Annotated in this window: 22 protein-coding genes; 10 read left to right on the top strand and 12 right to left on the bottom strand. The window is 72.0% G+C overall.

The genetic code is table 11. The features are described from left to right. The coding region (locus tag J0670_RS06995) for a lipase family protein (protein ID WP_307806416.1) at positions 1-789 on the bottom strand (789 nt) is incomplete at its 3' end. Positions 790-1,023: 234 nt separating this feature from the next. Here J0670_RS06995 and J0670_RS06990 point away from each other — a divergent pair. Next, a complete protein-coding gene (locus J0670_RS06990; protein ID WP_207810510.1) occupies positions 1,024-1,641 on the top strand; it encodes a TetR-like C-terminal domain-containing protein in 618 nt (205 codons plus the stop codon). A gap of 4 nt (positions 1,642-1,645) precedes the next feature. Here the strand turns inward: J0670_RS06990 and J0670_RS06985 are convergent, their stop codons facing one another. Together J0670_RS06985 and J0670_RS40505 are read right to left on the bottom strand one after the other, a co-directional pair. Beyond that, positions 1,646-3,010: an FAD-dependent oxidoreductase gene (locus J0670_RS06985; RefSeq protein ID WP_207810509.1), complete on the bottom strand. Its 1,365-nt coding sequence runs from the start codon at positions 3,008-3,010 to the stop codon at positions 1,646-1,648. A 104-nt stretch (positions 3,011-3,114) separates the two neighbouring features. Further along, on the bottom strand, positions 3,115-3,300 hold the full coding sequence (locus J0670_RS40505; RefSeq protein WP_374223071.1) for a hypothetical protein: 186 nt from the start codon (positions 3,298-3,300) through the stop codon (positions 3,115-3,117). A 353-nt stretch (positions 3,301-3,653) separates the two neighbouring features. On the opposite strand from J0670_RS40505, the gene J0670_RS06975 reads away from it, so the two are divergent. Next, a complete protein-coding gene (locus tag J0670_RS06975) occupies positions 3,654-4,304 on the top strand; it encodes a pyridoxamine 5'-phosphate oxidase family protein (RefSeq protein WP_207810508.1) in 651 nt (216 codons plus the stop codon). Positions 4,305-4,336: 32 nt separating this feature from the next. Here the strand turns inward: J0670_RS06975 and J0670_RS06970 are convergent, their stop codons facing one another. The 7 genes from J0670_RS06970 to J0670_RS06940 form a co-directional block, all read right to left on the bottom strand. Further along, positions 4,337-6,019 carry an FAD-binding oxidoreductase gene (locus tag J0670_RS06970; protein WP_207810507.1) on the bottom strand — a complete coding sequence of 561 codons (1,683 nt, stop codon included), beginning with the start codon at positions 6,017-6,019 and terminating at the stop codon, positions 4,337-4,339. Beyond that, positions 6,016-7,533, bottom strand: coding sequence for a CoA transferase (locus J0670_RS06965; protein ID WP_207810506.1), 1,518 nt, complete (start codon positions 7,531-7,533; stop codon positions 6,016-6,018). Before J0670_RS06965 ends, J0670_RS06970 begins: the two co-directional genes overlap by 4 nt. After that, positions 7,530-8,423 (bottom strand): oxidoreductase, encoded by an 894-nt coding sequence (locus J0670_RS06960; RefSeq protein WP_207810505.1) that lies wholly within the window; start codon positions 8,421-8,423, stop codon positions 7,530-7,532. The genes J0670_RS06965 and J0670_RS06960 overlap by 4 nt, the downstream gene beginning before the upstream one ends. A gap of 131 nt (positions 8,424-8,554) precedes the next feature. Beyond that, on the bottom strand, positions 8,555-9,709 hold the full coding sequence (hppD, locus tag J0670_RS06955) for a 4-hydroxyphenylpyruvate dioxygenase (RefSeq protein ID WP_207810504.1): 1,155 nt from the start codon (positions 9,707-9,709) through the stop codon (positions 8,555-8,557). A gap of 132 nt (positions 9,710-9,841) precedes the next feature. Continuing rightward, positions 9,842-11,062, bottom strand: coding sequence for a cytochrome P450 (locus J0670_RS06950; RefSeq protein WP_243436634.1), 1,221 nt, complete (start codon positions 11,060-11,062; stop codon positions 9,842-9,844). Between the two features lie 173 nt (positions 11,063-11,235). Next, positions 11,236-12,150, bottom strand: coding sequence for a LysR family transcriptional regulator (locus J0670_RS06945; protein ID WP_207810502.1), 915 nt, complete (start codon positions 12,148-12,150; stop codon positions 11,236-11,238). Between the two features lie 77 nt (positions 12,151-12,227). After that, positions 12,228-13,400: an MFS transporter gene (locus J0670_RS06940; RefSeq protein ID WP_207810501.1), complete on the bottom strand. Its 1,173-nt coding sequence runs from the start codon at positions 13,398-13,400 to the stop codon at positions 12,228-12,230. A 221-nt stretch (positions 13,401-13,621) separates the two neighbouring features. Here J0670_RS06940 and J0670_RS06935 point away from each other — a divergent pair, with 221 nt between their 5' ends. From J0670_RS06935 to J0670_RS06925, 3 genes are all read left to right on the top strand, one after another. Beyond that, positions 13,622-14,218, top strand: coding sequence for an ABATE domain-containing protein (locus tag J0670_RS06935; RefSeq protein WP_207810500.1), 597 nt, complete (start codon positions 13,622-13,624; stop codon positions 14,216-14,218). Positions 14,219-14,266: 48 nt separating this feature from the next. Beyond that, complete coding sequence (locus J0670_RS06930) at positions 14,267-14,896, top strand: ATP-binding protein (RefSeq protein ID WP_207810499.1); 630 nt, start codon at positions 14,267-14,269, stop codon at positions 14,894-14,896. A gap of 161 nt (positions 14,897-15,057) precedes the next feature. Continuing rightward, positions 15,058-15,837 (top strand): VOC family protein, encoded by a 780-nt coding sequence (locus J0670_RS06925; RefSeq protein WP_207810498.1) that lies wholly within the window; start codon positions 15,058-15,060, stop codon positions 15,835-15,837. Positions 15,838-15,969: 132 nt separating this feature from the next. Here J0670_RS06925 and J0670_RS06920 read toward each other — a convergent pair whose 3' ends face one another. Together J0670_RS06920 and J0670_RS06915 are read right to left on the bottom strand one after the other, a co-directional pair. Then, a complete protein-coding gene (locus J0670_RS06920) occupies positions 15,970-16,305 on the bottom strand; it encodes a branched-chain amino acid transporter permease (protein WP_207810497.1) in 336 nt (111 codons plus the stop codon). Further along, a complete protein-coding gene (locus J0670_RS06915) occupies positions 16,298-17,143 on the bottom strand; it encodes an AzlC family ABC transporter permease (protein WP_207810496.1) in 846 nt (281 codons plus the stop codon). Before J0670_RS06915 ends, J0670_RS06920 begins: the two co-directional genes overlap by 8 nt. A gap of 77 nt (positions 17,144-17,220) precedes the next feature. Here J0670_RS06915 and J0670_RS06910 point away from each other — a divergent pair, with 77 nt between their 5' ends. The 5 genes from J0670_RS06910 to J0670_RS06890 all read left to right on the top strand — a co-directional run. Further along, positions 17,221-17,664 (top strand): Lrp/AsnC family transcriptional regulator, encoded by a 444-nt coding sequence (locus J0670_RS06910; protein ID WP_207810512.1) that lies wholly within the window; start codon positions 17,221-17,223, stop codon positions 17,662-17,664. Positions 17,665-17,781: 117 nt separating this feature from the next. Further along, positions 17,782-18,117, top strand: a complete 336-nt coding sequence (locus tag J0670_RS06905) for a hypothetical protein (protein ID WP_207810495.1) — start codon at positions 17,782-17,784, stop codon at positions 18,115-18,117. Between the two features lies 1 nt (position 18,118). After that, positions 18,119-19,117: a tyrosinase family protein gene (locus J0670_RS06900; RefSeq protein WP_207810494.1), complete on the top strand. Its 999-nt coding sequence runs from the start codon at positions 18,119-18,121 to the stop codon at positions 19,115-19,117. Positions 19,118-19,270: 153 nt separating this feature from the next. Then, a complete protein-coding gene (locus J0670_RS06895; RefSeq protein ID WP_207810493.1) occupies positions 19,271-20,473 on the top strand; it encodes an MFS transporter in 1,203 nt (400 codons plus the stop codon). A 70-nt stretch (positions 20,474-20,543) separates the two neighbouring features. Then, the coding region (locus tag J0670_RS06890; RefSeq protein WP_207810492.1) for an aldo/keto reductase at positions 20,544-20,834 on the top strand (291 nt) is incomplete at its 3' end.

The raw sequence follows: 20,834 nt of genomic DNA, 5'->3' as shown, positions 1-20,834 counted from the left end.
GCGCATGAAGTGGTCGCGCATGCCCTCCCCGGTCGGCTCGAAGGCGGCGGCGGTCAGGCCCTTGGCCCGGTTGGCGAGGCCGGCGACGAGGCCTCCGGCGCCCTCGTGGACCTTTCCGGCGGAGTCGATGAACCGCAGGGCGTCGACGTGGCTGAAGACCGGCTCGGGCGGCAGCTGGGGGACGATGTCGTTGTTGTTGACGAAGCGGTAACTGCGGCCCTTGAGCGCCGAGTTGTACGCCGTGGAGAGGAGGCGGTCGCAGGTGCGGGGCTGACCGAAGGTGTAGACGCCGTCGGCCGCCAGTCGCGGGTCCTCCAGGACGAGGCGGGCGGCGGTGAGCATCGCCAGGGCGCCGCCGAGGCTGTGGCCGGTCAGCCAGACGGTCTGGTCGTTGTCGCGCAGCTCGGTGAGCGTCTTGCGGATGTCCGGGAAGACGGATTCCAGGGCCTGGGCGAAGCCGTAGTGGACGAAGCCCGTCCCGCCGGGCCCGGGCCAGGGCGGGGTGCTGGAGTCGGAGAGCCAGTCGCGGATCTCCTTGGGCTCGGTGCCGCGGAAGGCCATGACGATCATCCGGTCGCTCGCCATGGTGTACGCCTGGGTGTCCTCGAGCGGGAACGGCGGCGTGAACCTGGTCTCGTGGTGGCGCACGGTGTCGAAGCCCCAGTCCCGGGCCTGCTCGTCGATGGTGGCATCGTCCTTGTACGCGAGGTCGGAGGCCTTGGCCAGCCAGTAGGCGTGGGCGAGACTGTAGTCCGTCGCGTCCTGGTCGAAGGTGGTGGGTACGGCCACGGGGGACCGCCTCTCGATGGGGGGGATGGTTCCCTCCGTTCGTAGCGGAACGGTTCTGCCCGGCCGAGGTTGCAGCGCCCGGGAGTCACTCGAACGGGGCCGGGGGCGGATCCGGAGGCCCGGGCGAAGGCGGGCTTGGGAGGGAACGGTTTCGTTCCCTAACATTGCCGGTGGGACCGGTGGACAACACCGGCCGTAGTCCAGGTGAACGGGGAACCCGGAAGGTGCTCAGCCATGTCCGCTGAAACCGAGACCGTGCGCGCAGCGGCGGCGGCCGCCCCGCTCAGGCGGCGCGGCGAGGCGCTGGAGAACGCCATCTACGAGGCGGTCCTGCACCAGCTCACCGGCGACGGCTACGCGCGGCTCACCATGGAGGGCGTCGCGGCCGCCGCCCAGACCGGCAAGGCCGCCCTCTACCGCCGCTGGTCCTCCAAGGAGGAGCTGGTCATGGACGCGCTGCGGGCCAGCCTGCCGCCGGCCGGGCCTGCCCCCGACACCGGCAGCCTGCGCGAGGACCTCCTGGAGGTGGTGGCCAGGCTGCGCGCCGCGATGGTCAGCGAGCTGGGCGCCGCCGTCCGCGCGATCATGAGCGAGCTCGACCACCAGCGGGCGCACGCCTTCCTGGAACTCGTGCTGGAGCGGGTGGTCGAGCCCACCACCCGGCTGATCGCCGAGGCGCTCGACCGGGGCGCCGCCCGGGGCGAGGTCCGCCCCGGGGCGGTCAGCCCGCTGGTCACCGACGTGGTCCCGGCACTGATGCTGTACCGGATCAAGATGTGCGGCGGCGGCCCGGTGGAGCTCGACCCGGCCGCCATCGTGGACGAGGTGCTGCTGCCGATCGTCCGGCCGTGACGTCCTACGCGCCGCTGTGCCGCAGCATGTCCTCGCGCTCGACGACCTTGACCCGCTCGCGCCCCTGGGCCTCGCCGAGGGCGCGCTCGTGGGCGTCGAGCCGGTACCAGCCGTCCCAGGTGGTGTAGCGCACGCCCCGGGCGCGCAGGTGCTCCTCGATCGCCGCCGGGTCCGGCTCGACGGCCCCGGGCAGGCGGCCGGTGGCGTGGTCGTCGAGGAGGCTGGTGACGGTCTCGTTGGCGTCGCCCTTGGTGTGGCCGATCAGGCCGACGGGGCCGCGCTTGATCCAGCCGGTGACGTAGACGGCGCTCTGGTGGGAGCCGTCGCCGGAGAGGACCCGCCCGGCCAGGTGCGGGACGGTGCCGGAGACCGGGTCGAAGGGCAGCTTGGGCAGCTCGTCGGAGTAGTAGCCGACGGCCCGGTAGACGGCCTGGACGTCCCAGTCGGTGAAGCGGCCGGTGCCGCGCACGTTGCCGGTGCCGTCCAGCTCGGTGCGCTCCGTGCGCAGTCCGACCACCCGGCCGTCCTCGCCCAGCACCTCCTCCGGGGACTCGAAGAAGTGCAGGTACACCCGGTGCGGGCGGTCGCCGACGTCGCGGATCGCCCAGTTCTCGATGGTCGCGGCGACCAGGTCGACGTGCTTGACGGCGCGGCGCTCCGCGATGGACCCGGCGTCGTACTCGATGTCCTCGGGGTTCACGATGACCTCGATGTTCGGCGAGTGGTCCAGCTCGCGCAGCTCCATCGGGGAGAACTTGGCCTGGGCCGGGCCGCGGCGCCCGAAGACGTGGACCTCGACGGCCCGGTTGCGCCGCAGGCCCTCGTACACGTTCGGGGGGATCTCGGTGGGCAGGAGTTCGTCGGCGGTCTTGGTGAGGACGCGGGCGACGTCCAGGGCGACGTTGCCGACGCCGAGGACGGCGACCTTCTCCGCCTCCAGCGGCCAGGTCCTCGGCACGTCGGGGTGGCCGTCGTACCAGGAGACGAAGTCCGCCGCGCCGTAGGAGCCGTCCAGGTCGATGCCGGGTATGCCCAGGGCGCGGTCGGCGGTGGCGCCGGTGGCGAAGACCACGGCGTCGTAGTAGCGGTGCAGGTCGTCCAGGGCGAGGTCGGACGGGTAGTCGACGTTGCCGAACAGCCGCACCTGCGGCTTGTCGAGCACCTGGTGCAGGGCGGTGACGATGCCCTTGATGCGCGGGTGGTCGGGTGCGACGCCGTAGCGGATCAGGCCGAACGGGGCGGGCATCCGCTCGAACAGGTCGATGGAGACACCGGGGGTCTGGGCGGCGTCGGACTTCAACAGGGCGTCGGCGGCGTAGACACCGGCGGGGCCGGCTCCGATGATCGCGACTCTGATCGGGCGGGACATGCGGGTGAATCCTCCGGTCGGGCGCAGCGGGAGGTGAATTGGTCTGGACCTTGCCAGCCAACCCGCTGCTCGCGCCGAAGTGTAGTCGGTGCTGATCTATGACCTCATAGGGCGGATCTATGGCCGACGGCCGGCCCGGCACGCGCTCCCGGTCCGGCCGGAGACGGCGTCAGCTCCCGCCGGTCGGCACCTGCGGCGGCCTCGGCGGGCTTGGCGGCCGCCTGGAACTCGCCGTCGGCGGTGATGATACGGGCCCGGCGCTCGCGGTCGGCCCCGGCCTGGCGGGCCATCGAGCGGCGCTACCGGCGATCCAGTCGTACGGGTGCCGCCGACAGGTGGCCGCGACGATCAACTCCCTGGGCCAGGAGCCCGATCGCGCCCGTCCGCCACCGGTGACCGGGCCCTGTCGGCGCGCTTCGTCTCCCTGCTCGGCTCCGCCGTCGGCTTCAAGCGGGACCGCGGGAGTGCCGGACACCTCGGGGTGAGGACGTGCCCGTGACGCGGGGGCCGCGGCCCCGGGCGCCGACACGCACGGAGCCGGGCCCTTCCTCGACTTGGCGCGGGCCGGGCGCTTGGATGGATCCGCCCTGGTCACCGCCCGTATGCGGCCCGTACGCCCCCGGCAAGCCGAGGAGTCACCACCGTGCACGACACCCCCGATCCCGCCGTCGTGGCCCGCTGGATCACCGAGCGGCGCGAGCACCTGGGCCTGGCCGAGGAGACGCTGGCCCGCCGGGCGGCGATGGCCCCCGCTTACCTGCGCCACCTGCTCGAGGCCGGGCCCGCCTTCGACCCGGCCGGCTTCGTGCGGATCGCCGCAGCCCTCGGCACCACCACCGCGGAACTGGTCTCCGGCCGTGCCGACGCCCCGCCCGGCCAGGGCGGTCCGGGCCCGCGCCCCCGGTTGCTGGGCATCACCGAGGCCGAGTGCTGGGACCTCGTCGGCAGCCACGGCATCGGCCGGATCGCCCTGCCCGTCGAGCCGGGGCCGGTGGTCTACCCCGTCAACTACGTGGTCGACCACGGCTCCTTCGCCTACCGCACGGGCGAGCACGCGGGCACCGCCCCGGAGGAGGGGGCCGAGGTGTCCTTCCAGGTCGACCACATCGACGAGTACCTGGGGCGCGGCTGGAGCGTGCTCGCCATCGGGGCGGCGCACTACGTCGACGAGCCGGAGGAGCTGGAGCGCCTCAACGGCCTGCCCGGCGCGGCCCCGTGGGCGGGCGGAGCCCGGCCGCGCTGGGTGCGGGTCAGCCCGACGGAGGTCACCGGACGGCGGCTGGTCACCGGTTGACCACGGCGCCCGGCGCGCCGGGCCCGGCCGGGTTACGGGGCGGGCCGCCGCGCCGGGGTGATGGACTGCGGGTGGCGGAAGACCCCACGGGGGTCGTAGGCGGCCTTGACCTGTTGCAGGCGGGGGTAGTTGGCGCCGTAGTAGAGGGAGTACCAGGGGACGCCCGAGCGGTTGAGGGCCGGGTCGGTGATGTCGGTGTCGGCGTAGTTGATGTAGCACCCGTCGGTCTGGGTACCGGGGACGGGGTAGCCGCCGGTCGAGGCGAAGACGTCGTGGTAGATCTCGCGGGTCCAGGAGATGTTGGCCTCGTCGGCGGCCTCGTCGGGCCACAGGCTCTGGAACAGCGCCTTGAACTTGGAGTCGCGTTGGACCGACGCGGTCTCCTCGGGCCGCACCGAGTTGATCCGGCCCCCGTAGGAGAGCAGCGAGACCGTCGAGGTCGGGTTGTGGTGGTCGGTGCGGGTCAGGTGCCGGTGGAGTGCCGCTATCTGCTCGTCGGTGAAGCCCTGCCGCAGGTAGACGGACTTGTGGGTGCCGCGCAGCGTGGGGTTGGCGAGCGCGGAGTTGTTGGAACCCAGGTACTTGGTGGCGGTGAGCCACGGCAGCCGGCGCGGGGTGAACAGCTCCGGCATCGCCCGGTCCTCGCCGGCCGGCCGGCTGAGCGGTGCGACGGTGATCCGCCCCCCGTCGGTGAGTTCGGCGAGGTAGTCGGCCAGCAGCCGCTCGGCGTTCGGCAGGGTGCCGTCGATCTGGGTCAGCAGACTGACCGTCCCGTTGGACTGGTGGCAGAGCGTCAGGAAGCTGCACAGGGTGGCGTACGGCGAGTCCGGGTCGCTGTTGCGCTCGTGCCAGCGCCCGTAGTTGCGCACCAGGGCGGTGAAGTTGGCCAGATCGAGGCCGCTCCACGGCAGCGCCGCCGCGTTGACCAGCACCTCCCTGGGCGGGCGCACCAGCAGCCCCGCCGGGTCGGTGCCCTGGGCGCCCGGTGTGCGGAACCAGAACCTGGTCACCACGCCGAAGTTGCCTCCGCCGGCCCCGGTGTGGGCCCACCACAGGTCGCGGTGCGGATCGTCGGGCTCCCGGGTGGCCACCACGCTGCGGGCCCGCCCGTCGGCCCCGACCACCACGACCTCGACCGCGTACAGGTGGTCGATGGTGAGGCCGTGCCTGCGGGAGAGGAAGCCGTACCCGCCGCCGGTGACGTGGCCGCCGGCCCCCACCGAGTAGCAGCGGCCGCCGGGTATGGTCACGCCCCAGTTCTTGTACAGCTCCTCGTACGCCTGGAGCAGGGTCGCGCCGGCCTCGACGACGAACGCCCGCCGCCGTTCGTCGAAGTACACCGCGTGCATGGGGGTGGTGTCGATCACGAGCTGGACGGCCGGGTTGAAGACGAAGTCGGCGTAGCAGTGGCCGCCGCCGCGCACCGAGAGCCGCTTGCCGCCGTCCACGGCCTCCTGCACCGCCCGGACGACCTGCTCGGTGCTCGACACCAGCCGGACGGCTTCGGGACGCCCCACCCAGCGGGCGTTGTTGCCCACCACCAGGGCCTCGTAGCGGGGGTCGCCGGGGAGCACCGTGACGGCGTCCTTCGGGGTCCGCCCGCCGGCCGGGGCCTCCGAGGCGTGGGCCTGCGCCGCCGGGGACACCGCTACGGCGCCGCTCGCCGCCAGTGCGACGGTGCCGGTCAGCAGGGAGCGTCTGTTCAGGTCGGTCATTTCCGGTGTCCTGCTCGGTCGGTGGCGGGCAGCCAGACGGGCGCGGAGGAGCCGCGGGGGACGAGGACGTGGCGGTAGCGGCCGGGCGTGGCCGACATGGTGACCTGCTCGGTGACGCCCTGGTAGTGCCCGAGTGGGGTGTCGGCGGTGAAGGTCTCGGGGTCGAGGTAGGCGTGCTCGACTCCGGTACCGGCGATCGAGCGGGCGTACCCCTGGTCGAAGATGCCCAGGCTGACGATCCACAGGGCGGCCCGGACCAGTGAGACGTGCACCCGGTAGCTGCCGCCCTCGCGGGCGCGCCGGGACAGCGCCGCCACGATCCCGGCCGTGGTCAGCCAGGAGGTGATGTAGTCGTTGACCACCATGACCGGCGGGAGCGCGGGGACGCCGTTCTCCCCTTCGAGGTTCATGATGCCGACCAGGCTGCCCGCGGTCTGGTCGAAGCCGATCCGGCCGGCCCACGGCCCCTGCTCGCCGGCCAGCGAGTTGGTCGCGTACACGATGCCGGGGCGGACGGCGGCCGCCTCGGCGGCGGACAGCCCGATCCCGGCGAGGTAGCCCGGGCGCCGGTTGGCGTAGAACACGTCGGCGCCCCGCAGCAGTTCGCGGACCAGGTTGCGGCCCTCGGCCTGGTACGGATCGAGGAACGTCGAGCGGACGCCGACGTTGGCGCTGATGTAGCTGCGTTCGTGTTCCAGTTCGTCCGGGCGCCAGAGGTTGAGCACGTCGGCGCCGTGCAGGGCGAGCGCCCGGCCGACCCCGGCGCCGGCGATGACGTGGCCCATGCCGAGCGCCCGGATGCCGTCCAGCGGGTTCTCCAGACCGGCGAGCGTGGGGGGCAGCGGCTCGGGCTCGCTGTCGCCGATCTTCTCGATCTCGATCAGCGGCAGGTGCGCCAGCACGTCGCGGTACTGGGGCTCGGCCATGAACTCCGCGGTGTCGCGGAGCATCGCCATCACGATCCCGGCCCGGTTGCCGACCTCCTCCAGCTCGCGGCCGTCCCAGCGGGCGATCGCCGCGGCCACCGCGTCCGAGTCGTCGGGGACGCCCAGCAGCTTCTGGGCGGCCACCTTGATCTTGGGGTACATGTTCTGCGGCATCATCCACCGGCCGTCCCGGCTGCGGTAGAAGGACCAGCCGAGCGCGTTGCTGGGGTTGGAGGACTCGCTCAGCGGGGCGCCGTTGATCAGCTCCCACTTGCGGTCGTAGAACGGGCAGAGCCGGTGCGGGGTGACCCTCAGGTCCACCGCGATGTCCTGGCCCGAACCGCCGCGCAGCTGCCGGAGCCCGGCCACCGCCGCCGACTTGGCGACCAGGGCGATCCCGGCGGCGGCGCCCAGGCGGAGCGTGCTGGGCACCACCGGGTCGGCGCCGCGGAAGGTGATGTCACCACCGGTGTCGGCGGCCGTCATGCCGAGGTCGCCCAACACGCCGTCGAGAGCGGTGTGGACGTCGAAGGTGTCGTCGGTGGCGGGCTTGTCGATCGCCGCCGTGAGCCGGTCGGTGAGGGTCATGCCCGGCTTCCTTCCGTGGTCGGGGCCGACTCGGCCGAGGCCGGGTTCGAGGTCGGGGCCGGCTCGTAACCGGTGGAGGAGGCCAGCCCGCGCCAGGCCGCGATCTCCTGGGCGACCTGGGCGAGCTTGGCCTCGATCCTGTCCAGGCTGTCCTGGCCCAACGGCAGCCGCAGCGGCGGGTGTTCGGCCCGGGTCAGGGCCACCACGGCGCGGCCGGCCTTCGCCGGGTCGCCGAGCTGGTGGCCGCTGACCTCGGCGAACTGGGTGCGCCGGGCGCCTGCGGAGACGGCGTAGTCGTCGATGGTGCGGGAGGCCTGGCGCAGGCTGACCGGGTCGAGGAAGTCGGTCCGGAACTGGCCGGGTTCGACCACCGTGACGGCGATGCCGAGCCCGGACAGCTCGGCGTGCAGAGCCTCGGTGACGCCCTCCACCGCGAACTTGCTGGCACCGTAGATCCCGGAGCCGGCGCCCTGGCTGAACCCGCCCACCGAGCCGATGTTGACGATGTGCCCGCCGCGCTGCGCCCGCAGGGTGGGCAGGACCGCCCTGGTGACGTTGAGCAGTCCGAACACATTGGTGTCGAACAGGCTCCTGGTCTCCTCGTCCGAGGTCTCCTCGACGGCTCCGGCCACGCCGTAGCCGGCGTTGTTGACCAGGACGTCGATCCGGCCGAAGCGCTCGACGGCGCGGGCGGCGGCGGCCTCGGCGGCGGGCTGGTCGGTCACGTCCAGCGGCAGCACCAGCAGGCCGGCCCGGTCCGCCGGCAGGGCGCGCCGTGCGGAGTCGGCGTCCCTGGCCGTGGCGACGACCTGGTCTCCGGCCGCCAGGGCGGCTCGGGCGATCTCCAGACCGAGGCCGCGGGAAGCCCCGGTGATGAACCACACCATCATCCTGCTCTGCTCTTTCCGTCGGGTGGTGGGCGGGAAGTCGTGATCGGGACACCGGCCGGCTGTCGGCCGTTCCACCGATCGGTGGCCGGTCGGGTCACCGATCGGTGGGGTGCCGGATCACCGGCCGGTGGTCAGAGGTTCCCCCGGCGGGCCTGCTCGCGCTCGATCGCCTCGAACAGCGCCTTGAAGTTGCCCTTGCCGAAGCCCTTGGAGCCGCGCCGCTCGATGATCTCGAAGAAGACGGTCGGGCGGTCGACCACCGGCTTGGTGAAGATCTGCAGCAGGTAGCCGTCCTCGTCGCGGTCGGCCAGCACGCTCAGCTCCCGCAGCTCCTCGACCGGCACCCGGGTGGGGCCGATCCGCTCGGCGAGGAGGTCGTAGTAGGCGTCCGGCGTCGTCAGGAACTCGACACCGTTCGCCGCCATCTGGCGCACGGCGGCCGCGATGTCGTCGGTGGCCAGCGCGATGTGCTGGACGCCCGGGCCGCCGTAGTACTCCAGGTACTCCTCGATCTGGGACTTCTTCTTGCCGATGGCCGGCTCGGTGACGTTGAACTTCACCTTGTTGGAACCGTCCGCCAGGGCCTTGGACATCAGCGCGGAGTACTCGGTGGCGATGTCGTCGTCGGTGAACTCCTGGATCTGGGTGAAGCCCATGACGCGCTGGTAGAAGTCGATCCAGGTGTCCATCTCGCCGAGCTCGACGTTGCCCACGCAGTGGTCGACGTACTTGAAGAGGTCGCCCGAGCCGTCGCGGGGCTCACCGGCGGCCGGCTCGACCGGGACGTACCCGGGCAGGTACGGGCCCTGGTAGCGGGAGCGGTCGACGAAGGTGTGCCGGGTCTCGCCGTAGATGGCGATGCTGGCGAGCACCACGGTGCCGAACTCGTCGGTCAGCTCGTACGGTTCCTCGATGCTCTTGGCACCCCGGGCGACGGCGTGCGCGTACGCGGCGCGGGCGTCCGGCACCTGGAGGGCGATGTCGGTGACGCCGTCGCCGTGGGCGGAGACGTGCTCGGCCGTCCGGCGGGCGCGTTCGGTGGACGGGGTGACCACGGAGGTCAGCACGAACCGGACCTTGCCCGACTCCACCACGTAGGAGGCGAGGTCGGGGGCGCCGGTCTCGGGGCCCGAGTAGGCGGTGACCCGCATCCGGAAGGCCGAGCGGTAGAAGTGCGCGGCCTGGCGGGCGTTGCCCACGGCGAAGACGACCGCGTCGGTGCCGAGCAGCGGGAACGGGTCCGTCGCCAGGCCGGGCGCGGCGGAAACGGTCTGCACTGGGCTCATGGAAGGTCTTGTCCTTTCTGGGCGAGGTATTTCCGGGCAGCCGACGGAGTACGGGTCCGGAATGCGAAACCCGGAATTCGGAAATCGGAACCAGGGGTGCGGCACGGAGAGTGCGGGATACGCTCGGAGAAGTCAGGAGTGGATCCGCGACCAGCGCACGGGAAGTTCGTCCACCCAGCGGACGACCATCCCCTCCTTCCAGGACAGGCTCTCCTCGGGCACCGCGAGGGCGAGGTCGTCGACCCGCCGGGCGAGGGCCTCGATGGCGACCTGGAGCTGCATCCTGGCCAGGTGGGTGCCGGGGCAGTAGTGGTGGCCCTGGCCGAAGCCGAGGTGCGGGTTGAGGGGCCGTTCGAAGTCCAGCTCCTCCGGAGTGGAGAAGACCTCGGGGTCGCGGTTGGCCGAGGCGATCGAGCCCACCACGGCCTCGCCGGCGCGGATCACCGTCCCGCCGACCTCGACGTCCTCCGTCGCGTAGCGGGGGAACATGGTGGAGGTGTGGAACGGCGTGTAGCGGATCAGTTCCTCGATCGCGGCCGGGACCAGCTCGGGGCGTTCACGCAGCCGGGCCAGTTCACGCGGGTGCTTCATCAGCACCTGGAGGAAGTTGGCGAGCGTCAGCACGGTGTTCTGGGCGCCCGGCGCCAGCAACCGGACGGCCACCAGGACGAGTTCGTCCTCGCTGAGCCGGTCCGGGCTCGTGTCCCGGACCTTGATCATGCCGTTGAGCATGCCGTCGACCGGCTCCTGGCGGCGCAGTTCGACCAGCTTCGCCATGTAGCGGTTCAGGTTCTCCAGGTACTCGTTGATCTGCGCGGGCTCCATCGAGGTGGTGGCCACCACGGCCTGCGACCACTTCTGGAAGTCCTCGCGGTCCTCGTACGGGACGCCGAGCATCTCGCAGATGACCGTGACCGCCAGCGGGTTGATGAACTCGGCGATCAGGTCGACCGGCGGCTCCAGGGTGGCCAGCCGGTCGATCAGCTGCTCGGTGATCTCCTTGGTGAGCGGCCGCAGCCGGTCGGACTGCTTGGGGGTGAGGCCCGCGTTGGCCACCCGGCGCAGCCGGGTGTGGTCCGGCGGATCCATCGACAGCAGGCCGCGGTTCACCACCTCGCTGCCGATCCGCGGCTCGTCCCGCTTCAGCGTCTCGGCCCGGCTGAACCGGGCGTCGGAGAGCACCGTGCGGACGTCCTCGTAGCGGGTGCACAGCCAGGCCTCGTCGCCGTACGGCAGTTTCACCCTGCTCAGCGGTTCGTGCTCGCGCAGATGGCTGTAGAAAGGGTCGAGTTCGAGCCCTGTCGGCTCGCTGAACGGATAATTGCGGACCTGACGCGTTCCGTCGGCGTTCAAGTTCGGGGTCGCCTTTCCGAAGGCCGATTTAGTCGGAACGCTATCCGGAAGCCGCATGGTCGCGTCAACAACCGTTTCTTCTGGACCTTTTCAGTTGTTCTTATGCCCCCTGCTCGGCGGCGGCGCGGGCCCCGGGTATGGTCCGGATCACACCGGGGTCGTGTGTCAGGTCGTCAGCTCGCGGCCTCCCCCAGCGGGGCACTGCCGCGCTCGGTCAGCCGGGTCCGGTTCTCCCTGGCCAGTGCGATGAAGCGGCGCACGACGGGCTCCCGCTCGGCCGACCGCCAGGCGATGGCGATCTTGGTGGTGGGGACGGGGGCGGTGAACCGGCGGATGACGGTGCCGTTCGAGGCGTACCGCTGCGCCACCCGCCGGTCCATCACCGCCAGTGCGATGCCGCTCGCGACGGAGAGGCAGAGGTTCTCGTAGTCGGGATCCTCCTGGATGACGACGGGTGTCGAACCGCCCCAGACCTGCTCCACGATGCGGTCGTGCAGCTCGGGGGCCAGCTTCCGCGGCCACATGGCCACCGGTTCGCGGTGCAGTGCCTCCGGGGCGAGCCGGACGGCGCCGGTGAGGTGGTGGCCGCGCGGCAGCACGACCACCAGCTCCTCCTCGGCGAGCAGCAGCGACTCGATGTCGGGCGCCCGGCTGGTCTCGCGGGCGAAGACGACGTCCACCTCCCCGGAGCGCAGCAGCCCGAGGTTGGCGGCGGTGCAGCCGGAGTCCGTGGTGATCCGGACGTCGGGGTGGCGCCGCCGGAACTCGTCGACCAGGTCGCGCTGGCCGAGGGAGGCGCCGGAGAGGCTGTACGAGAGGTTGAGCGTGCCGCCGTTCCCCCTCGCCGCCTCGTGGATCCGGTCGCTGAGGCTGTCGTGCATGGCGAGGATCTGCTCCGCGCCCTCCAGCAGGACGAGCCCGGCCTTGGTGAGTTCGGCCCCCCTGGCCCCGCGACTGACGATCAGTCCCACGCCGAGCTCGCGTTCCAGCGCCTTGATCTGCTGCGACAGCGCGGACTGGGTGATTCCCAGCTCCTCGGCGGCCCGGCCGAAGTGGAGCTGTCCGGCGAGCACGCTGAAGTACTTCATTCGACGCAAGGACATCATCACGAATCTCCCCCCTGGGCCCGTGCGGGTCGGGCCCGCCGGGTGGATCCGATGGCTCGTCAGCCGGTCTGGGTGGCGTTGTCGCGGACGGCGGGCTCGGAGGGCGCGACCGGTTCCGCGGCGCTGCGGCGCTGCGCGCCGGCACCGGCCAGCAGTGCGAGCACGGCCAGCACCTCGGCCCCGGCGCCCGCCAGCGGCAGCCTGCCGAGCTGGTCGGCGGCGGCCAGCACGCCGCCGAGGATGGCGGCCAGGGTCTGCCCGATGTAGACGGCGCTGTTGTTGAGGGCGAGCAGCATGTCGCCGTTCTTGCCGCCGATGCTCAGCAGGCGGTGTTGGATCAGCGGGAAGCTCGCCCAGTGGACCAGGCCCCAGAGCAGCAGGCCCACGGCGGCCCCGGCGACGGAGTGCAGGGCGAAGGTGAGCAGGGCCAGGACCGCGATGAGCAGTCCGATGGTGGAGGTGAGCCCGACGGCCGGGTCGATCCGGTCGGCCAGCCACCCGCCTCCCATGACGCCGGCGAAGCTTCCGACGCCGAAGAGCAGCAGCAGCCAGGTGCGGGTGGACTCTCCGGCATGGGTGACGTCGCCCAGCATGGTGCCGAGGTAGGTGTAGACGGTGAAGGTGCCGAGGACCCACAGCAGGGTGGTGAGCATCGCGGTGGGGGCGTGCTTGGCGCGGATCGCGCCCAGCCGGGTCGCGACGCTCACGCCGGGCGCACCGGGCACCGCCGGGATGCTGCCCCACAGACCGGCCATGGTGACGACCGCCAGCAGGGCGACGAACCCGAACGCCCAGCGCCAGGAGGACAGGTTGCCGATCTCGTTGCCGATCGGCACGCCGAGGGCGATCGCACTGGTCATTCCGGCGTAGACGACCGCCAGGGCCCGCCCGCGCCGTTCGGGCGAGGTGATCCGGGCGGCCACCGCGGAGGCCGTGGCCGCGTACAGCGCGGCGCCGGCGCCGGTGATCACCCGGCTGATCAGCAGGACCGCGTAGGTGGGGGCCACCGCGGAGAGCGTGTTGCCGACCGCGAACACCGCCAGGACGGACAGCAGCAGCACCCGGCGGTCCAGCCGGGCGGTGACGCTGGCCAGGATCGGCGCCGCGACCGCGTAGGTGATCGCGAACACGGTCGAGGTCTGGCCGGCGGCCTCGGTCGAGAGCTTCAGGTCCCGGCCCAGCTCGGGGAGCAGCCCCGAGACGATGAACAGGTCGGTACCGATCGCGAACATGCCGAGGGCCAATAACCAGACCCGCCCGTTCACCGACCGTCCTCCCGCTTCCAGCCCTTGTGACATCGGTGCGCCTCTCTCGTCGTGCTCCGCCCGCGGCCCATGGCCCGTGCGGTCCGTGGCCGGCGCGACGGGCGGGGCGGGAAGTAACCGGTTATGGGGTTATCAGGTCAGCTAACCTAGCATATGGTTATGACGACGAAGGGCGCATGGTCATGACAATGGCGGAAAGAAGGCTGGACTATGTCTGGTACGGCGGTCGGCCCAGCATCGACTTCGTGAACACCCGCAGGTACCGGTTCGAGGCGGGCGGCAGCGAACTGCTCCGGGAGCCGGCCGATCTCGGCCGCTGGCTGGAGGCCGCCGGGCTCGTTCCGGACCGGGCCGTCGTGGACGAGGCCCTGCTGGCGCGCGCCCTGGAGCTGCGTGAGGCCATCGACCTCGCCCTGGTCGCGGTGGTCGAGGGCGAACCGCTCTCGCCCGAACCCGTGGCCGCCATCAACGCCTGGCTGGCCAGTGCGGCGCAGTACCCGCCGCGCCTCGACCTGGACGAGGGCGTGCCGGTGTACCGGGCCAACGCCGCCCCCGCGGACGCCTTCGGCGCGCTCTGCCGGATCGCCGTGGACGCGGCCGAGATGCTCGGCAGCGAACTGCGCACCCGGCTGCGGATCTGCGGGGGAGTCAACTGTAGTGCCAGGTTCATCGACAACTCGGCCGCCCGGCGCCGCCGTTGGTGTTCGATGGCCGGCTGCGGCAACCGGGCCAAGGCCTCCCAGTTCCGCCAGACGGCGGCCGCCAAGGCCCGGACCGGCGGTTAGCCGAGGGGGGCACGACGGCCGGGGCGCGGCCTCGGCGATACTCCTCGGATGGACGGAACAAGGGCTTCCTGGACCAACACCACCCACGACTGGGCCGCCGCCGTGGACGCGGACCACCTCGCGCGGATCCGGCGGGACCCGGCGGGCTTCGCGCCGGGCGGGGTGCGACACCTGGTGCTGGAGGTGCTCGCCTACGCGGCCGACGAGGCCGCCGCCCGGGGCGCCGGCCGCTGCGTGGTCACCCTGCACGGCGACGGCTCGGTCTCCGTACGGGACGACGGGCGCGGCACCGACACCCGCATCGACGAGCACGGCGAGACCGTCAAGAAGCCGGTGATGGCCACCAAGGACCTGCGGTTCTTCGACACCCCGGAGGCACAGCGGCTCCCGGACGGGCACCCGCGCCGGGGCATGTCGGTCGTCGCCGCGCTCAGCACCCGGCTGCTGCACACCAACCGCCGCCTCGACGGCGCCTGGACCCAGCGCTACGAGCACGGCATCCCGGTCACCGACCTCGACCCGATCGAGCCCGACGGCACCACCGGCACCTGCGTGACCTTCCACCCCGACGAATCGCTGCTCCTGCGGAGCCCGTTGGACCCGGACCGGCTGGCCCGGTCGGCGGTGCGGTGGCCCCTCCTGGAGGTGCGCGTCGACGACCGGCGGGCCGACGGGTAGGGCACCGACGGGCAGGTCCGAGGGCGGCGACGAGGAGCGGGTGCGCGATCTGACGCACCGCGAGGGCTCCCGGGGGATGCCCCGGGTGTGCCCCGGGTGGCGGATCCCGGTGTACGGCGCGAGGGTGACTGGCGGGGGGACCGTCCGAGGAAAGAGCGAGCATGCCTGAAGTCACCACTCCGTACGCGACCGGCACCCCGTGTTGGGTCGATCTGATGGCGCAGGACCAGCAGGCCGCGCTGGACTTCTACCGCGACCTGTTCGGCTGGCAGGGGCAGGCCGGCCCGGCCGAGTTCGGCGGATACGCGGTCTGCCAGCTCAACGGCAGGGCGGCCGCCGGCATCGGCCCGGCGATGGCCCCCGAGGGAATGCCGGAACCGCCCACCGTGTGGACCGGCTACCTGGCCTCCACCGACGCCCAGGCCACCCAGGACGCGATCGTCGCCGCCGGCGGCACCCTGCTGGTCCCGGTGGTGGACGTCGGCGGCCTCGGGCGGATGCTGATCGCCGCCGACCCGCAGGGCGCGGTGTTCGGTGTGTGGCAGCCCGGAGAGTTCTCCGGCGCGCAGGTGGTCAACGAGCCCGGCGCGCTGACCTGGAACGAACTGCACACCAGCGACGTCCAGGCCGCCACCGCGTTCTACGGGGAGGCCTTCGGCATCGAGATCGAGCCCTCGGAGGGCGCGGACGCCTACTGGGAGCTGAAGGTCGGCGGCCGGAGCGTCGGCGGTGTCTCGCTGCTCGCCAACGACCCGCCCGGCACCCCGGCCCACTGGCTGACCTACTTCGCGGTCGACGACACGGACTCCTCCGCCGACGCCGTGGTCAAGCGGGGCGGCACCGTGCTCGCACCGCCCTTCGACATGGTGGCCGGCCGGATGGCGGTGGTCGCCGACCCGCAGGGCGCCCCGTTCGCGATGATCAGGCTCGCTCCGAGGTAGCCCGCCGCGCCACCGCGCGAACCCCGCCCGTCCGGACCGCGCCGGACGGGCGGGCGCGCTTCCCCGCTCGTCCGGGCTCACCCGTATGGGTGAACGCGGTCGACTGATCGGCCCGCTGCGACCGGGCGGTGCTCAGGAGTGGGCGAAGAGCGTGCTGGCGAGGGCGACGTGGACGGCGGTGCCGCCCAGGATGCTCAGAACGGCGTTGCGCCGCCACAGGTGCAGGCCGAGGGTGGCGGCCAGGGCGATGACGGTGGGAGCCGCCCGCAGCGGGCTGGTGAGGGGGAGGTCGCGCAGGGCGTAGACGGTGAGGATCACCATCACGCCGACCGGCATCCGCTCGCTCAGGTGGTGCAGCACGGCACTGGCCCGCAGCGGGGCGAGGGCGGCGAAGGGCAGCGCGCGCAGGCCCCAGGTGACGGCGGCCGACACGCCGATGGCGGCGAGCAGGTAGGGCGTGTCAGGCACGGGCCGACTCCTTCGGGGCGGGGGTGCGGTGCCGGGTGAGGGCGCGTCGGGCCAGCAGCCCGGCGGTGAACAGCGCGGTGGCGGCGAGCAGCATCTGGCCGGGGAAGAGGAAGCGCGCGGCGAGTGCGCAGACCAGGGCCAGCGCGGGCGTGGGGACGTCGCGCCGGGCCCGGTAGGCGTCGACGGCGAGCACGACGAACAGCGCGGTGAGCGCGAAGTCCAGGCCGACCAGCCGGGCGGGCACCAGTGCCCCGAACAGCGCGCCGGCGGTCGCGCCGGCGACCCAGTAGAACTGGCAGAGCACCTGGAGCCAGATGATGCGCCGCCCGCTCCAGGAGCGCGCCTGCCGCCCGGTGGTCAGGGCGTAGGCCTCGTCCGTCATGGCGAAGGTGCTGTACGCCCGGCCGAACCGGCCGCCGACCCGGTGCAGCGGGAAGGACAGGGCGTAGAAGACGTGCCGGAAGTTCACCAGCAATGCCGTCAGGGCGATCTGCGCGAGCGGGGCGACCGCGACGACGAGCCCGATCAGCAGGAACTCCAGCGACCCGGCGTAGACCAGCGCGGTGAAGGCGGTGGCCCACCACCAGCTCAGGCCCGCGTGGACGACGAGCACGCCGAACGCGATGCCGAGCGGGAACAGGCCCAGGCCGACGGAGCTGGAGTCCCGGAGCGCGGCCGCCAGGTCGTTCCGGGCGGTCGGCGCGGCGGCGTTGGTTTCGGCGGCGTTGGTTTCGGCGGCGTTCGTTTCGGTGGCGTTCGTATCGCAGGCGTTCGTTTCGGCGGCGGGCGTGGGTGGCGGAACGGGACGGGGGAGCGTCCCGCCGGGGGCGGAATTCATGGGGAAATTCTAGGCCGGATTCCCGGTAATATGGTTTCCAATTATTGCCCTGGAGTCGCGCTGTGAGTAATAGAGAAATGCTGGACGGCATCGATCGTGAAATTTTGTTCCACCTGCGTCAGGACGGTCGGCTGACCAACGTCGAACTGGCCAAGCGGGTCGGCCTCACGCCACCGCCCTGCCTGCGCCGGGTCAAGCGGCTGGAGGAGGCCGGGGTCATCGCCGGATACCGGGCCCGGATCGACCCGGCGGCGGCGGGCCGGGCGTTCGAGGTGGTGGTCGCGGTCGAGATCGGCGTCAACGACCTGCAGACGGTGGAGGAGTTCGAGTCGACGGTGGCCTCCTACGAGGAGGTGGTCGAGTTCCGCCGGCTCTTCGGCCGCCCCGACTACTTCATCCGCGTCGCGGTCGCCGACCACGCCGCCTACGAGGGCTTCCTCACGGCCCGGCTCATGGGGCTGCCGGCCGTCGCCCGGGTCGACTCGCATCTGACCATGAAGATCATCAAGAACGACGGCTGAGCGGGTGCCTTTGCGGGGTGCGGGCGCCCGGGGGAGGCTATGAGGAGGCGTGCGGGGGACGGCGTCCGCCGTCCGGCGGCGCGCCGCCACCCAGACCCCCTCTCACGGGACGCACCCATGGACCCGACCATCACCCCGGCCGAGCTGGCCGCCGCAGCCGACCCCGACACCTTCGGGCGCTACCTGGCCGGCATCAAGCCGCACGGCCACATGGACCACCACCCCGGCCGCTCGTCGTCCGTACGCACCGCGGAGTACGAGGGCCACCGGATCAGGATCGTCACCACCTACGACATCACCGTGGACGACCGTCCGCTCCCGGCCGAGCTCGACGTGGACGACGACGGCATGCTGACCTGCCACGGCCTGCCCACCTACCAGTTCCTCTCCGCGATGGACACCGTCAAGGCGCTGATCCGCCACTTCCCCGACCACTTCGGGATGGGGGACTGAGATGCCCGTCGTCCGGAAGAACATCCTCAAGGACGCCACCGCACGCGACGACTACATCGCGGGCGTCCTGGCGCTCAAGCAGGAGCGGACCGCCTTCACCACCGACCAACTCGGCGTGCCCGGGCCCCCGGCCCCGGTGTTCACCTACGACCAGTTCGTGATCTGGCACTGCTGGACGATGATGACCCCCGTCCCGCCGGGCGGTGACCCGCTGAAGCGCAACGCCGCCCACCGCGGGCCGATCTTCCTTCCCTGGCACCGGGTGATGCTCAGTCTGCTGGAGGTGAAGATCCAGAAGATCCTGGGCAAGCCGGATTTCGCCCTTCCCTACTGGGACTGGGCGGCCGACGGCGACCTCGGATCCCCCACCAACGCCACCGTCTTCACCCCGGCCTACCTGGGCGGCGACGGCGACCCGGTCACGACCGGGAAGTTCGCCTTCGACCCGAACGACCCGGCGACCTTCAGCGTCCGCATCGACAGCGACCCCAGCGGGATGCCGATGCAGGCCGACCCGCCCCGCGGCCTGCGCCGCTCCTTCGCCGCGGACTGGCCCACCCTGCCGACCAGCGGCGAGGTCAAGACCACCCTCGCCTACGCGCCGCCGGCCGGCGGCAAGCCCACCGACCGGTACGACACCCCCAAGTTCAACGTCTCCTCGCAGGGCTTCCGCAACCTGCTCGAAGGCTGGATCCCGAGCAACCCCGCCCGCCCGGTCCACATGCACAACCAGGTCCACGTGTGGATCGGCGGCGACATGGCCCCCAGCACGTCCCCCAACGACCCGGTGTTCTTCCTCCACCACTGCAACGTCGACCGGATCTGGGAAGGCTGGATGAACCGCTTCGGCCGGCTCTACGCCCCCGACATGACCTTCCCCGCCGCCACCTACAAGGGCGAGCGGATCGGCGACTCGATCGTCTCCCCGCTCGGGCCCACCACGACCCCGGCCTCCGTCCTCGACATCTCCGCGGTCTACAGCTACGACGTGCTGCCGTGAACGGCTAGCGCGGTGCCGTGACACCTGGCGCGGGCCGGCACACGAACCCCCGGCGTGCGGCGCCTGCAATCATTGCGGTTGCAAATATGGCGCGAGTGCAACTATTGTTAAGGCCTGTAAGGCGCAGTAGTCATCGCATGAAGGGTTCGCGCCGTGCCTCTCGCACTCATCGCCCTGGCCATCGGGGCCTTCGGGATCGGGACCACCGAGTTCGTGATCATGGGCTTGCTGCCCGAGATCGCGGGCGACTACGGAGTCTCCATCCCCACCGCCGGTCTCCTGGTCACCGGCTACGCGCTCGGCGTCGTCGTCGGCGCGCCGCTCATGACGGTGCTCGGCACCAAGGTCGGCCGCAAGAAGATGCTCATGCTCCTGATGGGCCTGTTCGTCCTCGGCAACCTGCTCTCCGCCGTCGCGCCGAGCTTCCCGCTGATGCTCGCCGGCCGCATCGTGACCTCACTGGCCCACGGAGCCTTCTTCGGCATCGGCTCCGTCGTCGCCGCCGAGCTGGTCGCCCCGGAGAAGAAGGCCGGGGCCATCGCCACCATGTTCACCGGGCTGACCGTCGCCAACATCGTCGGCGTGCCGCTGGGCACCTTCGTCGGCCAGGCCGTGGGCTGGAGGACCACCTTCGCCGTGGTCGCCGCGCTCGGCGTCGTCGGCCTGCTCGGCATCGCCAGGCTGGTGCCGGACATGCCCCGGCCCGAGGGCGCCCACCTGCGCCGCGAGCTCACCGCCCTGCGCAACCCGCAGGTGCTGCTCGCGATGGCGATGACCGTCCTCGGCTTCGGAGGCGTCTTCGCCGCGATCACCTACATCGCGCCGATGATGACCCACGTCACCGGCTACTCCGACGGCGCCGTCACCTGGCTACTCGTCCTCTTCGGCATCGGCATGTTCCTCGGCAACCTCCTCGGGGGCCGCTACGCCGACCGCAAGCTGATGCCGATGCTCTACGCCACCCTCGGCGGCCTCGCCGTCGTGCTCGCCCTGTTCACCCTCACCGCCCACGACAGGATCGCGGCCGCCGCCACCATCCTGCTGGTCGGCGCGCTCGGCTTCGCCACCGTCCCGCCGCTGCAGAAGCGCGTCCTGGACCAGGCCCACGAGGCGCCCACCCTGGCCTCCGCCGTCAACATCGGCGCCTTCAACCTCGGCAACGCCCTCGCCGCCTGGCTCGGCGGCATCGTGATCTCCGCCGGCCTCGGCTACACCGCCCCCAACTGGGTCGGCGCGATCCTCGCCGCCGCGGCCCTCGCCCTCGCCTTCTGGTCCGCCGCGCTGGAGCGCCGCGCCCCCGCGGGCGAGCCCGTCACCGACGGCGCCCGCGCACCGAAGGTCCCCGTCCACCACTGACCTCCACCGAAACCACCTCGTTCGAGGGCCACGCCCTCGGCAAACGCACCGAACGAAAGACCGGAGCATCATGAGCACCCCCGCCATTCCCACCGTGAAGCTCAACAACGGCGTCGAGATCCCGCAGCTCGGCTTCGGTGTCTTCCAGGTCCCGGACGACGAGACCACCGCCGCCGTCTCCTCCGCGCTGGAGGCCGGCTACCGCAGCATCGACACCGCGGCGATCTACGGCAACGAGACCGGCGTCGGCCGGGCGCTGGCCGCCTCCGGCCTGCCGCGCGAGGACCTGTTCGTCACCACCAAGCTGTGGAACGCCGACCAGGGCTACGACGCGACCCTGCGCGCCTTCGACGCCAGCCTG

It is taken from the genome of Streptomyces sp. FH025, assembly GCF_017427025.1.
Lineage (GTDB): Bacteria > Actinomycetota > Actinomycetes > Streptomycetales > Streptomycetaceae > Kitasatospora.
Note: the sequence above shows the minus strand (reverse complement) of the source record. Positions and strands in the feature narration are given on the sequence as shown.

Coding starts and splice junctions, on each gene's coding strand:
- J0670_RS06935 (WP_207810500.1), top strand. CDS start 13,622: ATGGCGGAAAGAAGGCTGGACTATGTCTGGTACGGCGGTCGGCCCAGC.
- J0670_RS06905 (WP_207810495.1), top strand. CDS start 17,782: ATGGACCCGACCATCACCCCGGCCGAGCTGGCCGCCGCAGCCGACCCC.
- J0670_RS06915 (WP_207810496.1), bottom strand. CDS start 17,143: ATGAATTCCGCCCCCGGCGGGACGCTCCCCCGTCCCGTTCCGCCACCC.
- J0670_RS06940 (WP_207810501.1), bottom strand. CDS start 13,400: ATGTTCGCGATCGGTACCGACCTGTTCATCGTCTCGGGGCTGCTCCCC.
- J0670_RS06900 (WP_207810494.1), top strand. CDS start 18,119: ATGCCCGTCGTCCGGAAGAACATCCTCAAGGACGCCACCGCACGCGAC.
- J0670_RS06985 (WP_207810509.1), bottom strand. CDS start 3,010: ATGTCCCGCCCGATCAGAGTCGCGATCATCGGAGCCGGCCCCGCCGGT.
- J0670_RS06965 (WP_207810506.1), bottom strand. CDS start 7,533: ATGACCCTCACCGACCGGCTCACGGCGGCGATCGACAAGCCCGCCACC.
- J0670_RS06930 (WP_207810499.1), top strand. CDS start 14,267: ATGGACGGAACAAGGGCTTCCTGGACCAACACCACCCACGACTGGGCC.
- J0670_RS06925 (WP_207810498.1), top strand. CDS start 15,058: ATGCCTGAAGTCACCACTCCGTACGCGACCGGCACCCCGTGTTGGGTC.
- J0670_RS06990 (WP_207810510.1), top strand. CDS start 1,024: ATGTCCGCTGAAACCGAGACCGTGCGCGCAGCGGCGGCGGCCGCCCCG.
- hppD (WP_207810504.1), bottom strand. CDS start 9,709: ATGAGCCCAGTGCAGACCGTTTCCGCCGCGCCCGGCCTGGCGACGGAC.
- J0670_RS06945 (WP_207810502.1), bottom strand. CDS start 12,150: ATGAAGTACTTCAGCGTGCTCGCCGGACAGCTCCACTTCGGCCGGGCC.
- J0670_RS40505 (WP_374223071.1), bottom strand. CDS start 3,300: ATGGCCCGCCAGGCCGGGGCCGACCGCGAGCGCCGGGCCCGTATCATC.
- J0670_RS06960 (WP_207810505.1), bottom strand. CDS start 8,423: ATGATGGTGTGGTTCATCACCGGGGCTTCCCGCGGCCTCGGTCTGGAG.
- J0670_RS06910 (WP_207810512.1), top strand. CDS start 17,221: ATGCTGGACGGCATCGATCGTGAAATTTTGTTCCACCTGCGTCAGGAC.
- J0670_RS06970 (WP_207810507.1), bottom strand. CDS start 6,019: ATGACCGACCTGAACAGACGCTCCCTGCTGACCGGCACCGTCGCACTG.